The 17580-nt window shown below is 66.0% G+C and carries 20 protein-coding genes; 6 read left to right on the top strand and 14 right to left on the bottom strand.

The genetic code is table 11. The features are described 5' to 3' along the window. Positions 1–2: 2 nt before the first annotated feature. Positions 3–1184, bottom strand: a complete 1182-nt coding sequence (locus Q9R30_RS11915) for a zinc-dependent alcohol dehydrogenase (RefSeq protein WP_104999059.1) — start codon at positions 1182–1184, stop codon at positions 3–5. A 170-nt stretch (positions 1185–1354) separates the two neighbouring features. On the opposite strand from Q9R30_RS11915, the gene Q9R30_RS11910 reads away from it, so the two are divergent. Next, positions 1355–1603 carry a hypothetical protein gene (locus Q9R30_RS11910; RefSeq protein ID WP_104999060.1) on the top strand — a complete coding sequence of 83 codons (249 nt, stop codon included), beginning with the start codon at positions 1355–1357 and terminating at the stop codon, positions 1601–1603. Positions 1604–1636: 33 nt separating this feature from the next. On the opposite strand, the gene Q9R30_RS11905 is transcribed toward Q9R30_RS11910, so the two are convergent. From Q9R30_RS11905 to Q9R30_RS11895, 3 genes are all read right to left on the bottom strand, one after another. Continuing rightward, positions 1637–2344: an HAD family hydrolase gene (locus tag Q9R30_RS11905; RefSeq protein WP_311217702.1), complete on the bottom strand. Its 708-nt coding sequence runs from the start codon at positions 2342–2344 to the stop codon at positions 1637–1639. Further along, positions 2344–2634: a hypothetical protein gene (locus Q9R30_RS11900; protein WP_311217701.1), complete on the bottom strand. Its 291-nt coding sequence runs from the start codon at positions 2632–2634 to the stop codon at positions 2344–2346. Before Q9R30_RS11900 ends, Q9R30_RS11905 begins: the two co-directional genes overlap by 1 nt. Before the next feature lie 114 nt (positions 2635–2748). Then, positions 2749–4557, bottom strand: a complete 1809-nt coding sequence (locus Q9R30_RS11895; RefSeq protein WP_311217700.1) for a glycoside hydrolase family 15 protein — start codon at positions 4555–4557, stop codon at positions 2749–2751. Positions 4558–4646: 89 nt separating this feature from the next. Here Q9R30_RS11895 and Q9R30_RS11890 point away from each other — a divergent pair, with 89 nt between their 5' ends. Both Q9R30_RS11890 and Q9R30_RS11885 read left to right on the top strand, forming a co-directional pair. Then, positions 4647–5378 (top strand): DUF72 domain-containing protein, encoded by a 732-nt coding sequence (locus Q9R30_RS11890; protein WP_311217699.1) that lies wholly within the window; start codon positions 4647–4649, stop codon positions 5376–5378. 66 nt (positions 5379–5444) lie between these two features. Beyond that, complete coding sequence (locus tag Q9R30_RS11885) at positions 5445–6551, top strand: App1 family protein (RefSeq protein ID WP_104999065.1); 1107 nt, start codon at positions 5445–5447, stop codon at positions 6549–6551. A gap of 41 nt (positions 6552–6592) precedes the next feature. Here the strand turns inward: Q9R30_RS11885 and Q9R30_RS11880 are convergent, their stop codons facing one another. The 4 genes from Q9R30_RS11880 to Q9R30_RS11865 form a co-directional block, all read right to left on the bottom strand. Then, a complete protein-coding gene (locus Q9R30_RS11880) occupies positions 6593–8173 on the bottom strand; it encodes a glycoside hydrolase family 1 protein (protein ID WP_104999066.1) in 1581 nt (526 codons plus the stop codon). A gap of 83 nt (positions 8174–8256) precedes the next feature. Next, a complete protein-coding gene (locus Q9R30_RS11875) occupies positions 8257–8634 on the bottom strand; it encodes a hypothetical protein (RefSeq protein ID WP_104999067.1) in 378 nt (125 codons plus the stop codon). Positions 8635–8692: 58 nt separating this feature from the next. Continuing rightward, on the bottom strand, positions 8693–9016 hold the full coding sequence (locus tag Q9R30_RS11870; protein ID WP_104999068.1) for a J domain-containing protein: 324 nt from the start codon (positions 9014–9016) through the stop codon (positions 8693–8695). Positions 9017–9076: 60 nt separating this feature from the next. Next, on the bottom strand, positions 9077–9502 hold the full coding sequence (locus tag Q9R30_RS11865; protein ID WP_104999858.1) for an Hsp20/alpha crystallin family protein: 426 nt from the start codon (positions 9500–9502) through the stop codon (positions 9077–9079). 135 nt (positions 9503–9637) lie between these two features. Between Q9R30_RS11865 and Q9R30_RS11860 the strand changes: the two genes are divergently transcribed. Next, the gene (locus tag Q9R30_RS11860; RefSeq protein WP_104999069.1) at positions 9638–9961 is read left to right on the top strand and encodes a MerR family transcriptional regulator; all 324 of its coding nucleotides are present in this window, start codon (positions 9638–9640) and stop codon (positions 9959–9961) included. A 12-nt stretch (positions 9962–9973) separates the two neighbouring features. Here the strand turns inward: Q9R30_RS11860 and Q9R30_RS11855 are convergent, their stop codons facing one another. Next, positions 9974–10777, bottom strand: a complete 804-nt coding sequence (locus Q9R30_RS11855) for a phosphatase PAP2 family protein (RefSeq protein ID WP_104999070.1) — start codon at positions 10775–10777, stop codon at positions 9974–9976. Between the two features lie 171 nt (positions 10778–10948). On the opposite strand from Q9R30_RS11855, the gene Q9R30_RS11850 reads away from it, so the two are divergent. Then, positions 10949–11614, top strand: coding sequence for a hypothetical protein (locus Q9R30_RS11850; RefSeq protein ID WP_311217698.1), 666 nt, complete (start codon positions 10949–10951; stop codon positions 11612–11614). On the opposite strand, the gene Q9R30_RS11845 is transcribed toward Q9R30_RS11850, so the two are convergent. The 3 genes from Q9R30_RS11845 to Q9R30_RS11835 form a co-directional block, all read right to left on the bottom strand. Continuing rightward, positions 11611–13413 (bottom strand): S8 family serine peptidase, encoded by a 1803-nt coding sequence (locus Q9R30_RS11845; RefSeq protein ID WP_311217697.1) that lies wholly within the window; start codon positions 13411–13413, stop codon positions 11611–11613. The two genes, Q9R30_RS11850 and Q9R30_RS11845, sit on opposite strands and share 4 nt — an antisense overlap. A gap of 182 nt (positions 13414–13595) precedes the next feature. Next, on the bottom strand, positions 13596–14471 hold the full coding sequence (locus Q9R30_RS11840; protein ID WP_104999072.1) for an NAD(P)-dependent oxidoreductase: 876 nt from the start codon (positions 14469–14471) through the stop codon (positions 13596–13598). A 56-nt stretch (positions 14472–14527) separates the two neighbouring features. Then, positions 14528–15121 carry an adenylate kinase gene (locus Q9R30_RS11835; protein ID WP_104999073.1) on the bottom strand — a complete coding sequence of 198 codons (594 nt, stop codon included), beginning with the start codon at positions 15119–15121 and terminating at the stop codon, positions 14528–14530. A 299-nt stretch (positions 15122–15420) separates the two neighbouring features. On the opposite strand from Q9R30_RS11835, the gene Q9R30_RS11830 reads away from it, so the two are divergent. Beyond that, the gene (locus Q9R30_RS11830) at positions 15421–16164 is read left to right on the top strand and encodes a GAF and ANTAR domain-containing protein (RefSeq protein ID WP_104999074.1); all 744 of its coding nucleotides are present in this window, start codon (positions 15421–15423) and stop codon (positions 16162–16164) included. 163 nt (positions 16165–16327) lie between these two features. Here the strand turns inward: Q9R30_RS11830 and Q9R30_RS11825 are convergent, their stop codons facing one another. After that, positions 16328–17164, bottom strand: coding sequence for an alpha/beta fold hydrolase (locus Q9R30_RS11825; protein ID WP_104999075.1), 837 nt, complete (start codon positions 17162–17164; stop codon positions 16328–16330). 145 nt (positions 17165–17309) lie between these two features. Beyond that, complete coding sequence (locus Q9R30_RS11820; protein ID WP_104999076.1) at positions 17310–17507, bottom strand: hypothetical protein; 198 nt, start codon at positions 17505–17507, stop codon at positions 17310–17312. Positions 17508–17580: the final 73 nt, after the last annotated feature.

Raw genomic sequence — 17580 nt, 5'->3', positions numbered from 1 at the left:
TCTCACGCCCCCGGGTTCAGGACCACCTTGATGCAGCCATCCTCTTTCTTCTGGAACTTCTCATACAGGGCCGGCGCCCCCTCCAGCCCCGAACGGTGGGTGACCAGGTCCATCACACCCAGCGGATCGGCGTCGTCCTCCACCAGCGGCAGGATGTCATCGGTCCAGCGCCGGACATTGCATTGCCCCATCCGCACTTGGATCTGCTTGTCGAACATGGACAGCAGCGGCATGGGGCTCGCCTGGCCGCCGTACACGCCGCTCAGGGACAGCGTCCCGCCGCGCCGCACGGCATCAATGGAAGTGTGCAGTGCAGCGAGGCGGTCCACCCCGGCGGTCTCCATCGCCTTCTGGGCGAGTTTGTCGGGCAGCAGACCAAGCGCCTGGTGCGCAAACCCGGCAACCGGGGAACCGTGGGCTTCCATGCCGACGGCGTCAATCACCGCGTCCGGACCCCTTCCGGCTGTTATCTCCCGCAACTGGTCCGCAACGTCCTTGCCGTAGTCGAGCGTTTCCACGCCGTGCCGCTCAGCCATGGCGCGGCGTTCGGGAACAGGGTCCACGCCGATAACGCGGAGCCCCCGCTGGACGCCGATGCGGCTCGCGAACTGGCCCACGGGCCCCAGCCCAAACACTGCCAGGGTGCCTCCCGGGGGGACGTCCGCATATTCCACCCCCTGCCAGGCAGTGGGAAGGATGTCGGAGAGGAAAAGGTACCGCTCATCCGGCAGCTCCGTTCCCACCTTCACCGGCCCGTAGTCGGCATGCGGGACGCGCAGATACTCGGCCTGGCCGCCGGGAACAGAACCGTACAGCTCCGAGAAGCCAAAGAGCGCAGCACCGGAATCCTTGCTTTTGACCTGGGTGGTTTCGCATTGCGACTGGAGGCCCTGGCTGCACATGTAGCAGTGGCCGCAGGAGATGTTGAAGGGAACCACCACCCTGTCTCCCTTGCGAAGGTTGGTGACGGCACTTCCCACCTCCTCCACGATGCCCATCGGTTCGTGGCCGATCACGTCGCCCTTGTGCATGTAGGGTCCCAGGACCTCGTACAGGTGCAGGTCCGAGCCGCAGATTGCCGTAGAGGTGATGCGGACAATGGCATCGGTGGGTTCCTGGATCACGGGATCAGGTACTTCTTCCACGCTTACCGAGCGTTTTCCTTGCCAGGTCAGTGCTTTCACGATTCGCCTTTCTGGAGGTTTTGCCTTCCGTCCGGGCCGCGGCCCGTCATTCGACGCTATCCGCTTCCGAGAGAAAAAGTAAGCAGGCTGACTAAATACTTGCCGTCTCCGCCCCGGGCTTCTAGCGTGGGAAGGGCCAGGTCCGCAGCTACGCATGAAAGAGGAACGCCATGTCGCTCTACCAGCCGGAACCCGTTGAGATCTCCACGCGCATGCGGCCAGGCGAGTGGAGCGAGGAAAGCCTGGAGGCGCTCGTCAACAGCTACCGGACCCGCATCATGGAGATGGGAGCCAACATGGCGGAAGTGGCCACGGACATTGAGCGGAACGACGACGGTTCGGTCAGGGTTGCGGTGGTGTGGAACAAGGCCGCAAATGCAGGCGATGAGGATGCCGTCGCGGGCGGGCAGTCGCTCTGACTCAGCCTGCTGCCCAGCCTGCGCACTGCTGATTCACGGCCTCGCGAGCAGCCGGCCAATGGCACTTGAGGTCAGGTTCTGCAGCAGGTCCTGCGGCCCCTCATAGACTTCAACCGCCCCGGCTTCCCGGAGCTCGGCGGCGCTGACTCCGCCACAGGTAACACCGATGGCGGGGATCCCCAATGCCCCCGCAGCCAGCATGTCCCAGACGGCGTCTCCGATGAAGACGGCGTCCGCGGCCTCCACGCCAATCGCGTCGAGTGCCGCCACCAGGATGTCCGGGGCGGGCTTACTCTCTTTGGCATCATTGGCACTGGTGGCGCCGTCAAGGAAAGCGCTGGCGTCCAGGACGGACTCCATGACCGCAAGATCCTTCTTGCGGGCGGATGAGGCCAGCGCAACGGCCAGGCCACCGGCATGGCACTGGGCCAGCAGGTCTTTTGCCCCCTTGAAGGCGCGGAGCGCAGGCCAGTGGGATGCATAGAGCGCCCCGTGGCTGGCCATGACTTCCGGGTCCGCTGACCGGTCGCGCCCCTCCGGCAAGAGGCTGTCCACCAGCCGGTCCCCGCCCATGCCCACATAGTGGTGGATGGAGGCCATGGGGATGTCATAGCCGTGCTCGCGGAAGGCGCCCCACCAGGCGATGGTGTGGATGTAGGACGAATCGATCAGCGTCCCGTCAACGTCAAAAAGAACCCCCCGGCGCGGCCCGCCAGGGGGTGTGGTGCCCTGGGACGCCATCAGCCTACCGCTGCCCGCTTGGCGGCAGGGGCCTTCTTGTGCCGGGCAGCTTCCTCCTTGGCAGAGCTGACGGGGCGGACGCGTTCGCGGAGAACCGTTCCGGCGCCGTCGTGGCTCTTGTCCCGGATCAATCCGGTCCCGGCAATCTCCCGCGCCATTGCCACGCCGGCAACTGCAGCCCTTTTGGTGGGAAAGGTGACCGAGATGGCCATCAGGTTCCCGGCTCCATCCAGCATCCGGACCCTGTAGCCGCCGTCAGGGGCATCCACGAGCTCAAAATATCCGGCCATGCATATCACTCCTCCATCAGTCACCGCGTTGTGCTTCGTTGGAGCACTCCATGAGGTGTTAGTAAGTATACTTATCTCTTCTGCGAAGGAGAAGACACCCCGGACCGCGCCGCCTCAGCGCGGTTCCGCGGTCTCCGGCGGAATGGGGGTGTCACTCCGGCGAACCGTATCCTGATGAAGCTCCAAAGCGCTAGTCACAAGCGCGAAGTGGCTGAAGGCCTGCGGCGTATTGCCCAGCTGCCGGCCGGCTTTCACGGCCCATTCCTCGCTCAGCAGGCCGACGTCGTTCCGCAGGTCCAGCAACCGCTCGAAAAGCTCCCGCGATTCCTCGTGCCGTCCCGCGCCCAGCAGCGCCTCCACCAGCCAGAAGGAGCATGCAAGGAAGACGCCTTCGTCCCCCGGCAGGCCGTCGTCGCTCTCTTCGGGGCGGTACCGCAGGACGAACCCGTCCTGCGTAAGGTCACGCTGGATCGCTTCGATGGTTCCAATCACCCGGGGATCATCGGGCGGCAGGAACCCTACGCGCGGAATCAGGAGGAGGCTGGCGTCCAGCTCGGGCCGGCCATAGGACTGCACGAAAGTATTGCGGGCAGCGTCGAAGCCATTGGCCATGACGTCCTGGCGGATGGTCTCCCGCAGCCTTTCCCACCGCTCGGCCGGCCCCGGCAGCCCGGATTCCCGGACGCCTTTCACCATCCGGTCCGCAGCCACCCAGGCCATCACCTTTGAGTGGGTGAAGTGGCGGCGCGGGCCCCGCATTTCCCACAGGCCGTTGTCCGGCTGGTCCCAGATCGTCTCCAGGTGCTCCATCAGGGCCAACTGGACGTCCCAGGCCTCGTCCGGATGCGTCAGCAGCGAATTCCGGGTCAGCGCGAGGCAGTCCAGCACTTCGCCCCAGACGTCCAACTGCAGCTGCTCCGCCGCGCCGTTGCCGATGCGCACCGGGGACGAATTTTCGTAGCCCTTCAGCCAGGGCAGCTCCATCTCAGGCAGGCGGCGCTCGCCGTGGATGCCGTACATGATCTGCAGGTCCGCGGGGTCGCCCGCCACCGCCCGGAGGAGCCAGTCCCGCCAGGCGGCCGCTTCCGCGGTGTACCCGGCCGCCAGGAGGGCCTGGAGCGTCATGGTGGCGTCCCGCAGCCAGCAGTAGCGGTAGTCCCAGTTGCGCGGGCCGCCCAGCTGCTCCGGCAGGGACGTGGTCACGGCCGCAACGATGCCGCCCGTGGGGGCGTAGGTCAGCGCCTTCAGCGTCACAAGGGAGCGCACAACGGCCTCTTGGTATTTTCCTTTGACGGTGCACTGGGAAGCCCAGCCGCGCCAGAAGGCGGATGTGGTGCCGAGGACTTCCTCCGCGTCCACCGTGTGGGGCCGGGCAACGTGGCTTGGTGCCCAAGTGAGCACGAACGGGACGCGGTCCCCTGCGTTGACCGTGAAATCGCTGACGGTGTGCATGTTCTCGCTCTGAAGCGGCGCGGGGGTCACGAAATAGACGGCGTCCGGGCCTGCGATGGCGTGGAGCCCCAGCTCGTCCCGGCGGACCCACGGGATGATGTGGCCGTAGTCAAAGCGGAGGACCAGTTCACTGTGCATCGGCACGCTGCCGCTCACCCCCTCAACGATGCGCACTATGTCCGCCACAGAGTCGCGGGGCGGCATGAAGTCGATGACCCGCACGGTACCGCCGGAAGTTTCCCACTCCGTCTCCAGCACCAGCGTGCCGTCCCGGTAGGCCCGCCGGGTGCACGGGCCGCCACTCTTGGGCGCCAGCAGCCAGCGGCCGGCCTCCGGCGTATCCAGCAGGGCGTTGAAGCAGGCCGGGGAATCGAACCGGGGAAGGCACAGCCAGTCGATGGAGCCGTCCTTGCTGATCAGGGCCCCGGTTTGAAGGTCGCCGACCACCGCGTAATCTTCAATTCGCGCCATGTCCTTACACTGCCACAGCCGTCCCGAAAAGGAAGGGCATCGGCCGTGTAGCCTGAAGGAACGCCGGCCGGACGCCCACGGGAGGAACTATGGCAATCCACATCGGGACCTCCGGCTGGAGCTACGACCACTGGGAGAACGTCCTCTACCCGCCCAAACTGCCGGTAAGGGACAGGCTTGCCCACTATGTCTCCCGCTTCAGTACCGTTGAGCTCAACGCCAGCTTCTACCGCTGGCCCCGGGATACCACCTTCGCGGGCTGGAACCGGCGGCTGCCGCACGGCTTCAGCATGTCCGTCAAGGCTCCCCGCGGCCTGACCCACGCCCGGAAGCTGTACCAGCCGGAGGTGTGGCTGGAGCGGATCGAGCGGTGCTGGCACGAGCTCGGTGACAAACGGGGAGTCCTTTTGGTCCAGCTGCCGCCCGGCATGGAACGGGACGACGCCCGGCTGGAGTACTTCCTGGCCATGGTTCCGGAGTGGATCCGGGTGTGTGTCGAATTCCGGCACGCGAGCTGGGACAGCCCCGAGGTGTACGCGCTGCTGGAACGGCACCAGGCCGCCTACTGCATCATGAGCGGGGCCAACCTTCCCTGCATCCTGCGGACCACCGCCCCGTTCACGTATGTGCGGCTTCACGGCCCCGACCACCAGCACCTCTACGCGGGCTCCTACTCTGACGCCGACCTGCACTGGTGGGCGGACCGCATCCGCGAGTGGTCCGGCAACGGCCGGGACGTATATGCCTACTTCAATAACGACGGCGGCGGCAACGCCGTGCGCAACGCCGAGACCCTGCGCTGGATCCTGGGAGAAGGGTGACGTTAAGGAGTGGCGGCAAGCGGCGGAAGTGGCCCCGCCTGGTGCAGCCTGTGGCAGAGTGGTTCCATGGACACGGCTCCCCAGACCCCGCCAGGGCATGCAGCAACACCCCCGGACCAGCGCGGGACGGACCACACCCAGCTCTATGGAAACCAGGTGTTCAGGTTTGCGCACCGGATTTCGGATGCCGTCAACACCGTGCGCATCCAGTTGGCCAAACGCTGGAAGTTCGTTCCCCAGACCATCGCCTACCAGGGCTACGGCTCAACCAGCATGGTGCGCGTGCTGGGGCGGGTCCTGCTGACCCAGAAGCCGTCGCCGGGCAGCAAGGCAGAACATGCAGCCCTGAACGGCAACCAGAACGTCCGCGGTTGGCGCGCATTCACCAGCGTGCCGCTGCAGTTCACCGACGTCGAGATCACCATAGGCGATGTTGTCACCCACGTCCGGGCCGACCGGGGCGGGCTGATTGACACCGAAGTGAACGTTCAGCTCACGCCCGGCTGGCACACTGCCGTCCTGCGGGGCGAAGGCACTGAACCTGTTGAGGCGAAGATCCGGGTCATTGCCCCGGACGTAAAGTTCGGCATCGTTTCCGACATTGATGACACCGTGATGGTCACGGCCCTGCCGCGGCCTTTCCTGGCCCTGTGGAACACGTTCGTCCTGAGCGAGCGGGCCCGCATGGCCACCCCCGGCATGGCGGTCCTGCTGGACCGGCTGACCGTCGAACACCCGGACGCGCCGGTAATCTACCTGTCCACGGGGCCATGGAATGCCGCGCCCACCCTGGCCCGCTTCCTGACCCGGAACATGTACCCGTCCGGGGCCCTGCTCCTGACCGACTGGGGCCTGACCCAGGACCGGTGGTTCCGCAGCGGACAGGACCACAAGCACCGCAACCTGGAACGGCTCGCCAAGGAATTCCCTGACATGCGCTGGCTCCTGATCGGCGACAACGGCCAGCACGACGAAGCCATCTATTCCGAATTCGCGCAGGAGAACCCGGACAAGGTAGCCGCAATCGCCATCCGCCAGCTGTCCATCAGCGAATCGGTGTTCGCCGGCGGCCATTCGGAGGACGGGGACCACACCGCATCCCGGGTGCCGTGGATCTACTCACCGGACGGGGCAGGGATCGCCAAGCAGCTCGCCACGCTGGACCTGCTCTGAACCTGGCGTGAACCCTGTCCCAGGACCTGGCGTGAACCTGCCTAGGCGCTGGCACCCAAGGCCGTGACGTCGTCGTCGTCGGACGCGTCAGCACCAACACCCTCGGTGCCTATGACATCAACGTCAAGAACGTCGGCAGCCATGGCCTCCGCGATTGCGGTACCCGCCGCCGCGGCGAGGTCGCGCTCCTCGATCAGTTCCTGCAGCCAGAAGTAGGAGGCTTTGGGCGTCCGCTCCAGGGTTTCGAAGTCCACGTGCAGGAGCCCGAAGGGCTGGTTGTAGCCGGCGGACCATTCGAAGTTGTCCATGAGCGACCAGACGTAATAGCCGCGCAGGTCCACCTTTTCCGCCTCTCCCCCCGGCGCTGTTGCCCTCAGGGCGGCCTCGAGGTGGTCGGAGAGGTACTTCAGCCGGCGCTCATCCGGGATAAACCTGGTATTGGTGGACTTGTCCCGGACGATGATGTCCTCGAAGCTGGCACCGCCCTCGGTGAGGATGACCGGCGGGAGGTTGGGGTACCGCTCGCCCATCTCCTTCAGGGCCACTGCCATGTACTCAGGCTTAACGGGCCAGCCGTAGGAGGTGATGTCCGCTTCCGGCCAGGTCTCCACATGGAAGGGTGTTCCGCCGTTACCGGCCGCACTGAGGTCGCTGCCCATGGCCTCGGCCATGCTCGCCGGCACTGCGCCGCCGCCCGGCCCAACAGCCACCTTGGTGGGCATGTAGTAGTTGAGCCCATAGAAGTCCAGGGGCTGCGAGATGAGCTCCATGTCCTCCTCCGGGTGCTCGAACGAGCTGAAGAACTTGGCGGCACGGATGAGGTCCGGATACTTTCCGGTCAGCACGGGATCGGCGTACAGCCGGTTCTGGGCCAGGTCCATCAGCCCCGCGCTGATGTAGTCCAGCGGGTTGATGGTGTTCGGAACCATGGGCGAGTAGACGTTGGACATGCCGATTTCGCCGGGCACCTTGGCCGCGCGAAGGGCCTGCACCGCCAGTCCGTGCCCCAGCAGTTGGTGGTGGACTGTGGGAAAGGCGGCCAGGAGCAGTTCTTTGCCGGGCGAATGCAGGCCGAGCGAGTAGCCGTTGGTGCTGACTGTGGCGGGTTCGTTGATGGTCACCCACCTGGCCACCCTGTCGCCGAATGCCTCTGCCAGGATGCCTGCGTAGTCCCCCAGCCGGTAGGCGGTGTCGCGGTTCAGCCAGCCGCCGGCTTCGTCCAGGGCCAGCGGCGTGTCCCAGTGATAGATGGTGGCCATGGGGGAAATGCCGTTGGCCAGCAGCTCGTCCAGGAGCCGGTCGTAGAAGTCCAGGCCCGCCTGGTTGGCCGGCCCGCGCCCGGTGGGCTGGATCCGCGGCCAGGCGAAGGAGAACCGGTAGGAGTCCACGCCCAGCTGCTTCATCAGGGCAACGTCCTGGGGCATGCGGTGGTAGTGGTCGCAGGCCGTCGCAGGGCTGTGGTTTTCGACGATGGCGCCGTCCTTGGCCGCGAAGATATCCCAGCCTGCCGGCCCCCGGCCGTCCTCATCCAGGGCGCCTTCAATCTGGAAGGCTGCCGTGGCCACGCCGAGCGTAAATCCGGGCGGGATGAGTGCGGCGAGGTCTTTGGCGGTTATATGCATCGGCGGGCCTTTTGTGACGGAGCGTGTGAGTACGTCTCAGGATGGCACAGCTGAGGGCAACTGACGAGCGGAACCACCGGTAGCTACTGGGTACCGAACAGGAACTCCTTGGCGTGCACCACGGCCTTGCGGAACGCGTCATTCCGGAGCGTCACCAGATGCTCCGATTCGCCGTCGGCAGGTTCCAGGTATCCGGTATAGCCGGGGCGCAATACCCAGATGTCCCCCGCGGGCGGAAGGTAGAAGACCCCAAAGGACCGCTGCTGCTTTTCGTCGGCCGTCCAGACCGGCACAACGGCCAGTGCAGCGCCGGTGGCCGGATTGATCCATTGGGCGCGGGGCAGGGGCTGCTCATGCGCCTCCGGGTCCAGGAAGGGGGCAGTGCCGGTGCCCCAGCGCTGTTCGAAGCGCTCGTGGAATGCCGGGATCAGGGGTGAGTCGTAGCGGCGCCATTCGCTCATTCAGTTCTCCGCCTCCTCGCGGTTGTGGTTGTGGTCGTGCTGCCACCGCCACCCTGCGTCAGGCCCATGGCCCGCTCTCCCACCGCACCGGGGTGACCCGGATAGCGGGTCCGGAGGAACCGGCCCGGCTGCGTACCTTGCGGACGGGGATGGCCTGTGCAGCGGCTGCTGCCCGCTGCGTGTCATAGGCGGCGCGCCGCTGGGGATCCCGCAGGACATTGAATGCCTGCATGATCTCCAGCAGCTCCCCTTCAGGCGTGGTGCCGCCGTCGACATCCGGATGATGGCTGCGCATCAGTGCCCGGTAGGCGCGGGAAATCTCCTGTTGGGTGGCGTGTGGCTGGACCCGCAGGATGGCGTAGTAGTCGGGGGTGCTTGTCATGGCTGCAGGAACGCCGGGGCACGGGCAATGCCAAGGGTTGCCCGTGCCCGCCGGCTGCGGCTAGGTTCCGATCTGGTGCATCTCGCTTTGCTGCGTCTGGATCTCGATCTTGCGGGGCTTGGCCTGTTCCGCCACCGGGATCCGCAGGGTCAGGACGCCCTGGTCGTAGCTGGCCTTGATGTTGTCAGTGTCCAAGGTGTCGCCGAGGATCAGCTGCCGGCTGAAGACACCGCGGGGACGCTCGGAGGCCACCAATTCCACATTGGGCTGCGTGGGGTCCTTGCGTTCCGCCCGGACCGTGAGGACGTTGCGTTCAACGTTCAGGTCCAGCGAATCAATCTTCACGCCCGGAAGGTCGAACGCCACCACAAACTCGCCGTCCTCCTGCCAGGCGTCCATGGGCATGGCAGCCGGGCGGGCGGCAGTGCCAAAGACCTGCTGCGTGAGCCGGTCCAGCTCACGGAACGGGTCCGTGCGCATCAACATCATTTCCCACTCCTTCAGCTCTATAGGTGTTTACCGTGTCATATCCATCTCCATAATCTATGGTGATGGATATAGATTTTTTATAGCACTCGTGGGAAACTGAGGCAAGGCTACCGGACGGATTTTGGAGAACTTATGGCAACGCAGGAAACCGGGCGGCCGCCCGGCCCCAATGGCAGCAGCCGCGCGCTGTATGCCATCTCCGTTGCTGCAAAGTTAGCGGGAACCGGCCAGCAGAACATCCGGCTCTACGAGACCAAGGGCCTGCTGACCCCGTCGCGGACGTCCGGCGGAACACGGCAGTACAGTGATGACGACATCGCCGTCCTGCTGCGGATCGGCGAACTGCTTGAACAGGGCCTTAACCTCGCAGGCGTGGCCAAAGTACTGGAACTTGAGGCCGCCAACGTCAAGCTGCACCGGGCTCTGAAGCGGGCCCGGTCGCGGCCCACGGGCTAGGGCGGTCCCGGCTCAGTCCTTGGGCGAGTCGGCCTTGGACAGTTCCCCGGTAATCCTCTCCCCCGGGATCCGGGCAGTGCGCCAGGTGTCCAGGGCTATGACCCCGCCGAGGATGATCAGTGAAAGGGACAACGACGCGAGGGCGTCGCTGAGCCAGTGGTACCCCAGGTACAGCCTGCTTACCGCGGCAAGGAAGATACCGATCCCCGCCCCCACGAAGCCCAGGACGGCGGCACGGGGATTGCGGCGCCGGGAGAAGATGAGGAATGCCCCCACCAAGAGGAAGTCGCATGCCCCCAGGACGTGCCCTGAGGGGAACGAGAAGGTGTGGTCGATCCCGAACAGCATCTGCTCCACGGGCGGCCGCGAGCGCCGCACGATCTGGAGGATGATCTGCGAAACGATCACGCCGGTGATCATCGCGGACGCCAGAAGGATGGGGCGCCAGGCGTGCTTTGCGGCGAACCCCCACGCCAGGATCACCACCAGGACAATGATGGGCAAGGCGATCGGGCCGAAGACCACGGCCAGGAAGATCATGATGACTGTCAGCGCCTGCGACCGCAGCCCGAGCAGCCAATCCCGGACGGGCACGTCGGCTGCGGACAGGCCATCGGCCTGCAGCACGCTGACCAGGGTGGCAATGAATAGAAGGGTTCCCGCCGCCGCCAGGATGATGGCTGCCCGGTACAGCCCGCGCCGGTCGGCGGGATCCACGTAGCGTTCCTCCACCACGAACTTGTCGTGGAAGGCACGCCACCTGCCGGTATGTTGCTTTGTTCCCGAGCCTGCTGATCCCTGTTGTCCCACTGTCATACCCGTCCCTGCGCCGTGAAGATTTGCCTAGGGTGAAGATTATCCCGGCTGGGCCGCGTTGGCGCCGGTTGGCCGTATTTTTCCCGCGGCGACGGTGCCCATCCCCTGCAACAGCCCCGGGGCAGCCTGTCTGTATGGGTGCCATAAACGAAACTGATTGACGCGCCTGCCGTGGAATCAGCTGCCGCCATCCCGGCGGAATCCGCTCCGCAGGTGCAGTGGGACCACACGGCAGCCGCCGCGCACGTGCTTCAGGACCTCAACCTGCGCGCCAGGACTGGCCTGGTGGCCCAGGCATTGCAGGATGACATTGGAAGCGTCCCGGGCGCGGGATATCCGACGGCGGCGGGCAGCTTCCGCGCCACACTTGCCGTCCAGCGTCCCGAAGCCAACCTGCCCATCCTCGGTTCCCCCTACCGCGACCCGTCCGAGTACGTGCGGCGGTCCGTTGCCAACCACCTGAACGATCTTGCCCGGCACGCGCCTTCGGCGGTGGTGGCCACCGCCCGGGAGTGGTTCTCAGCGGCTGATTCCAACACGGGACGGGTGGTCCGCCACGGCCTCCGCACGCTCGTCAAGAAGGGACATCCTGGCGCCCTTGCGCTGCTGGCGGTGGACTACCTCATCCACTACCGCAAGGCGAACGGCAGCCAGTCGGCCAAGGTTTTCAAGGCCTCAACCCTCACCCTTGCACCCGGTGAGGGCCGGAGCCTGTCCAAACGCCACGCCTTCCGGCAGATGACCACCAGGGTGCACCATCCCGGCCTCCATGCCCTGGAACTCCAGGTCAACGGCGCCGTGGACAGGCACGCCGAGTTCGTGCTCGTGGGCGCCTAGTAGGAACCGGTGGTGAACTGCCAGGTCCGGCTGGTGAGCTGGTTGCCCGCAAGGTCCCGGACGGCCGTTCCGCCGCCGGTGACCGTCACGGTGTACTTGGTTTTGGCGGCCAGCGGCTGTGCGGGATCCAGGATCCACTGGTTGGTGGTGCCGTTCCGGAAGACGGTTGCCGGCACCTGGGCGCCGGTGGCGGTGTTCTTCACGGTGAATGTGGTTCCGTTGACGCCCTGGACGGCCTCGCTGAAAGTGACGCTGACGTTGTTGCCGCGGCGCACCAGCAAGGCGTTGCTGCCGGGCGTGTACGCCGTGATGGCGGGCGCGGGGCCGGTGAGGAAGCTCCAGCTGACGGAGGCAAGCGGGGTGCCGGCGCTGTCCCGGATGCCGGACGCACCGCCCACCAGCGTGGCCGTGAAGGTGGTGTCCGCGGCAAGGCCGGCGGCGGGGTCCAGGGTTGCCGTCCGGGTAGTCGCGTTGTAGGAGACGGCGGCAGGGATGGTGGCGCCGGCGGAGTCCTTGAGCACGAAGGTCCCGCCGGTGACGCCCTGGACTGCGGTGCTGAAGGTGGCAGTGACGCTGGTTCCTGCCGCGACGGCAGTGGCATTGGCGCCCGGCGTCACGGCTGTCACCGTGGGAGCGGGAGCTGGCGCGGGGGCTGGGGCCGGAGCGGGCGCTGGAGCGGCCGCAGCAGAGTACAGCAGGCGGTTGGGCGTGCCGCTGCTGGCCCCCGCCACAACCCCTGCCGTGGCGTTGGAGGCGAGCGCACCGGAGACCTGGGCGGGGGTGAGCGCCGGGTTCTGCGAGAGCAGGACCGCTGCTGCCCCGGCCACGTGCGGTGCGGCCATCGAGGTGCCGGACATTGACGCGGTGGCGGTGGAGGACGTGTGGTACGCCGAGCTGATGCCCACGCCGGGGGCGTAGAGGTCCACGCAGGAACCGAAGTTGGAGAAGGACGCCTGCCTGTCGGCGGAATCGCTGGCGGCCACTGTCACCGCCGCCGGGACCCGTGCCGGTGAACTTCCGCACGCGTCCACGGCGGAGTTGCCGGCGGCAACCACGGCGGCAACGCCGTCGTTCACCACGGACTGGATGGCGGTGTCCACGGCTGAGCTGGCGGCCCCGCCCAGGCTGAGGTTCACCACGGCCGGAGCCCCTGCGGCGTGGTTCGCTGCGACCCAGTCCAGGCCTGCCACCACATCCGAGTTGTAGCCGGATCCGTTGCAGTCCAGCACCCGGACGGGAACAATGGTGGCGCTCTTGGCCACCCCGTAGGTGGTGCCGGCAACGGTTCCGGCAACGTGAGTGCCGTGGCCGTTGCAGTCGCTTGAGCCCCTTCCGTCAGCTACTGCGGTCCACCCGGAGGTGATGCGCCCGGCGAACTCGGTGTGCGAGGCCAGGACTCCGGAGTCCACCACGTATGCGGTCACGCCTGCTCCCGAGGACGTCCAGGAGTAGGAGCCGGAAAGCGGCAGCGGCCTCTGGTCCACCCGGTCCAGGCCCCAGGGCGCGGGCTGCTGGGTGTCGGAGATACCCACCGGGGCATCGGCTTCCACGGACACCACCCGGCCGGATTTCGCCAGCGCCGCTGCCTGGGCAGGATTGGCAGTGACCACGGCGCCGCGGAAGGCGTGCGTGAAGGTCCGGCCGACGGCGAGGCCCTGGGACCGCAGCCTGGCCGCCTCCGCAGCTACGTCGGTGCCGGACGCGTACTGGACGATGTAGCGTCCGGAAGCCCCGGGGTCAGCCGGCGCAACGGCAGCGGCGGGCAGTGCGGTGACGGACAGGACTGCGGAGGCCAACACTGCTGCGGCGGGCAGCGCAAGGAATGAAGTGCGAATTTTGGGGTCCTCGTTCGGCGTTTTCGGGCTGCGGGGGCGGGGATTTCCCCCGGCCCTACCAAAAGGATAGGAGCCCGCAACGCGCCGTCACGTGGTCTTTGCGGGATCCTTCGGCAACCCTTGGTGAACCTTGAGCCCGGACCGGTTCAGCCGGTTTTGGCACCGCCAGCACTGGGGGAAACGTGCGTCCGCCATGTGTGTTCCGGCTCGAATCCCAGCAGCCGCCGCGCCTTGTCAATGGACAGCATGGTCTCGTGTTCGCCCAGGTCCTTGACCACGCTGACCCGCGGGAACACTTCCGCGGCGAGGCTTGCGCTTGAGCGGCTCATGACGGTGTCCGCGTTGGCGATGATGAAGGCCTCGAACCCCGGTTTCCCGTTCTCCAGGGCCCGGGCCACCGCCTGGGCACCGTCCCTGCCATCGATGTATCCCCAAAGGTTCCACTTCCGGAGGGCGGCGTCGGAGTCGAAGGAAGGGAACCTCTCGTAGTCCGCCACGTCCATGACGTTGGAAAACCTCAGTCCCACAATGCTCAGTTCCGGATCCCAGCGCGTCAGCTCCACCGCCATCTGCTCCTCCAGGTGCTTCACCAGGGAGTACGTGCTTTCAGGCCGGGCGGGGTATTCCTCATCCACCGGGATGTATGGCGGGTCGACGTCGAACGGCAGTCCCAGCACGGTCTCGCTGGAGGCATACACCACTTTCTTGATGCCGGCCCTGCGTGCCGCCTGGAACACGTTGTAGGTGGAAAGCATGTTGTTCTCGAACGTCGCGGCGTCAGGAATGATGCCCGGTGCAGGGATGGCACCAAGGTGCACCACGGCGTCGAAACCTTCGTGCCTGTCATCCAGCCCCAACAGGACATCCAGGACCTGGCCGTAGTTGCGCAGGTCCACCACAACCAGGCCCGGGCTGCGGCTGCCCTCACGGTCCAGGTTGAGGACCTGGTGGCCGTCCTCCGTGAGCCTGCGGACCACGTGCCGCCCGAGTTTTCCGCTACCGCCGGTTACCGCAATTCTCATCAGTTTTCCTTTATGTTTGTGGCTTGCGCCGGGTTGGTCGCCAGGTCAGACGCGGGTCAGTTGCCGCGGCGCGGCGTTCCAAGGAACTTTTCGACGGCGGCGATCGCCAGTCCGGTAATCTCACCGGGATCCCCGCTTCCGTTCACGGACACTAGGAGTCCGCGCCCGGCGTAGACCGAGACTACTTCATGCGTCTCGCGGTGGTAGAGATCAAGGCGGCGCCGGAACACCTCCACCGTGTCGTCCGTGCGCCCTTGGTCCGCCGCGCGCCGCCGCATCCGTTCTTCCAGCACGGCGTCCGGGGCGGACAATTCGATGACCGCGTCCAGGGCGTACCCCTGCGAGGCGAGCATGTTGTCCAGTTCCGTCACTTGGAGGGCTGTCCGCGGATAGCCGTCCAGCAGGAACCCCGCCTGCAGGTCGTTGTCCAGGAGGCGGTCCTTGACCAGTGCGTTGGTGAGGTGGTCCGGGACGAAATCGCCGCCGTCGAGGTAGCTGGCAGCCTGGTTTCCCAGCTCAGTCTCTTGGCTGACGTTGCTCCGGAAGATTTCTCCGGTGGAGACCGCCGGGACGCCGAAGTGCCGTGCCAACTGTTCCGCCTGCGTACCTTTGCCGGAACCCGGCGGGCCGATGATGAGCAGCCTGGTCATGATCCTGTCCCACTTCCTGCCCCCTCGGGGCGTGCCGGCCGCCGGTTCGGGCCCTGCCGCCGGGGCACCGGCGCCTGCTTCATTCTGCCGGTATCTTCCCGGCGGGCGCCAGAGAACCCCGCCTTCCCGTGTGTCAAAGTGACGCCTCCCCCCGCCGGAGGATGTATATACTTCTGGATATCGGTTTAGCAGCAGGCCGTTGGAGAGTTCTTCGATCCAGCGACCTTCATAACCGGCCGGCATTGCGGCGGGATGCTCGAAGGCGCCGGGTTGTCCTGAGCGAATGGCACCAAAAAACCGTGGCCAGCGAGTCAACAGCAAAACCCGATACATCCATCACCGAGCACCTGCATGAACTGGTCCTCAGCAGCCCTGACGTTGAGGACTTCCTTAATGAACTGGCACAGGTGTCCGCCCGCAACCTTTCCGAGCCCGGCGACGAAATCATGTGCGCCATCACCCTGCTGCGGCAGCGCAAGGCAGCCACGGTAGCCAGCAGCAGCCCGGAGGCGAAGGCCATCGCGCAGCTTGAGTACGAGTTCAGCGAGACGCCCAGCCTGGCAGCTTCCACCACGCAGGAGTCCATCAGCGTTCCGGATGCGCAGCATGACGGCCGCTGGCCTGAATATTCCTCTGCCGTCCTGGCCCAAGGCGTCCGTTCCGTCCTTGCCCTGCCCTTCCAGCTGGAGGGCGAAACGAAGGCGGCGCTGCTGCTGTACTCGCCCCGGCCGCACCGCTTTGAGTCACGCATCCTTGAATTTGCCGAAGACTTCGTGGGCCAGACGTCCCTTGCCCTGCGGCTTGCGGTCCGCTTTGCCCACTACAGCGAAACCGCGGCGAACCTCCGCGCCACCCTGGAATCCCGTACGGTCATCGACATGGCAGTGGGCATCATCATGGCGCAGAACCGGTGCAGCCAGCAGGACGCCTTCGAGATCCTGAAGACGGCGTCCAGCACCCGTAATTCAAAGCTGCATGACGTGGCCGCCGTTGTGGTCAATTCGCTGGGGCAGGGGCCTGCACGGACCCACTACGACGGATAGCTTTCACAGGCCCCTCACATATCCGGCAAATCCCCCTGCCAGCCTGGCTGCCTGCCTGGATATGAGGCATGGCGTCCCCGCAGAGACAACAACATAAACCCGGCCGGACGCTCTCTCACTTAACGCGGCCTTCGGCCCGACGCTCTCTCACTTCCGAGGGGCCCTATTTGGCGAGGAAACGCAGCAGCGCTTCGTTGACCTCGGCGGCGTGCGTCCACAGGAGGCCGTGCGGGGCGCCCTCGATCTCCACGTACTCGGCACTGGGCAGCGCCTTGGCGAACAGCCGTCCCGTTGAATCGATGGGCAGGATGTTGTCCGCCGTGCCGTGGAGGATGAGTGCTGGGACGTCGATCTTGGGGATGTCCGCGCGGAAGTCGGTGAGCCAGGTGGGTTGGGCTGCCACGGAAGCAGTGGCCCCGGCCCCGGCGGCAAGGTTCCAGCTGGCATTGACGGCCTCCTGGCTGAGTCGGTCAGTACCGAGGAAAGCGTCACTGTTGTAGAAGTTTTTGAAGAAGTCGGTGAAGAAGGCGTACCGGTCAGCCGTGACGGATTCTTTCAGCCCGTCGAAGACTTCCTGCGGAACGCCGTCGGGGTTGTCACCGGTCTTGAGCAGGAAGGGCTGAAGGGAGCCAAGGAAGGCTGCCCGTGCCACCCGGGCGGAGCCGTAGGTGCCCAGGTAGCGGGCCACCTCTCCGGTGCCCATGGAGAAACCCACCAGGACCGCGTCGTTCAGGTCCAGGGTTGTCAGCACGGTGTCGAGGTCCGCTGCGAACGTGTCGTAGTCGTAGCCCCCGGTGGCCTTGCTCGATTTGCCAAAGCCGCGGCGGTCGTAGGTGATGACGCGATAGCCGGCGTCCAGCAGGGCGGCGGTCTGTTTCTCCCAGGAGGAGCCGTCCAGGGGGTAGCCGTGGATCAGCACAACGGGCTGGCCGGACCCGTGGTCTTCGTAGTAGAGCTCGACGTCAGTGCTGTTTTCGGTTCCTACGGTGATGAAAGCCATCGCGGCGGGTCCTTTCGAGACTGTGGGATCGATGCGGAGCGGGCCGCAGTGCAATGCCCTCGCAGTACCTACTCTAGGACGGTCCGCCGTCCAGTACAGCCCAGGCGGGAGGCCCGGCTGGTGCCAGGTCCCCGGTGCGGTCCCGCTACTGGGAAGGTTGCGGAAGCTCGCAGTTGATCTGGGGATTGGCTCCCATGTAGTTCAACGGGCCGGCGGCAATGGTGATGGCAATGGTGCCCGCCTCTGCGCAGTTTCCGGGCGCTCCCCCGAAGTAGCCGCGCTGCCAGGCAGCCACGCCGCCGATGATCAGCCAAATGACAATCAGTGCTCCGACAATCCGCATGAGTCCTCCATTGGCCACGGCGGCGGGTGTGGATCAATTATGCGCCGTTGACCTCGGAAAATGCGAGAGCACA

This window comes from Arthrobacter sp. AB6 (assembly GCF_031844545.1).
Taxonomy (GTDB): Bacteria; Actinomycetota; Actinomycetes; order Actinomycetales; family Micrococcaceae; genus Arthrobacter.
Note: the sequence above shows the minus strand (reverse complement) of the source record. Positions and strands in the feature narration are given on the sequence as shown.

Coding starts and splice junctions, on each gene's coding strand:
- Q9R30_RS11900 (WP_311217701.1), bottom strand. CDS start 2,634: ATGGCCGGATATTTTGAGCTCGTGGATGCCCCTGACGGCGGCTACAGG.
- Q9R30_RS11905 (WP_311217702.1), bottom strand. CDS start 2,344: ATGGCGTCCCAGGGCACCACACCCCCTGGCGGGCCGCGCCGGGGGGTT.
- Q9R30_RS11865 (WP_104999858.1), bottom strand. CDS start 9,502: ATGTTGATGCGCACGGACCCGTTCCGTGAGCTGGACCGGCTCACGCAG.
- Q9R30_RS11895 (WP_311217700.1), bottom strand. CDS start 4,557: ATGGCGCGAATTGAAGATTACGCGGTGGTCGGCGACCTTCAAACCGGG.
- Q9R30_RS11875 (WP_104999067.1), bottom strand. CDS start 8,634: ATGAGCGAATGGCGCCGCTACGACTCACCCCTGATCCCGGCATTCCAC.
- Q9R30_RS11910 (WP_104999060.1), top strand. CDS start 1,355: ATGTCGCTCTACCAGCCGGAACCCGTTGAGATCTCCACGCGCATGCGG.
- Q9R30_RS11885 (WP_104999065.1), top strand. CDS start 5,445: ATGGACACGGCTCCCCAGACCCCGCCAGGGCATGCAGCAACACCCCCG.
- Q9R30_RS11855 (WP_104999070.1), bottom strand. CDS start 10,777: ATGACAGTGGGACAACAGGGATCAGCAGGCTCGGGAACAAAGCAACAT.
- Q9R30_RS11870 (WP_104999068.1), bottom strand. CDS start 9,016: ATGACAAGCACCCCCGACTACTACGCCATCCTGCGGGTCCAGCCACAC.
- Q9R30_RS11860 (WP_104999069.1), top strand. CDS start 9,638: ATGGCAACGCAGGAAACCGGGCGGCCGCCCGGCCCCAATGGCAGCAGC.
- Q9R30_RS11825 (WP_104999075.1), bottom strand. CDS start 17,164: ATGGCTTTCATCACCGTAGGAACCGAAAACAGCACTGACGTCGAGCTC.
- Q9R30_RS11840 (WP_104999072.1), bottom strand. CDS start 14,471: ATGAGAATTGCGGTAACCGGCGGTAGCGGAAAACTCGGGCGGCACGTG.
- Q9R30_RS11880 (WP_104999066.1), bottom strand. CDS start 8,173: ATGCATATAACCGCCAAAGACCTCGCCGCACTCATCCCGCCCGGATTT.
- Q9R30_RS11890 (WP_311217699.1), top strand. CDS start 4,647: ATGGCAATCCACATCGGGACCTCCGGCTGGAGCTACGACCACTGGGAG.
- Q9R30_RS11820 (WP_104999076.1), bottom strand. CDS start 17,507: ATGCGGATTGTCGGAGCACTGATTGTCATTTGGCTGATCATCGGCGGC.
- Q9R30_RS11835 (WP_104999073.1), bottom strand. CDS start 15,121: ATGACCAGGCTGCTCATCATCGGCCCGCCGGGTTCCGGCAAAGGTACG.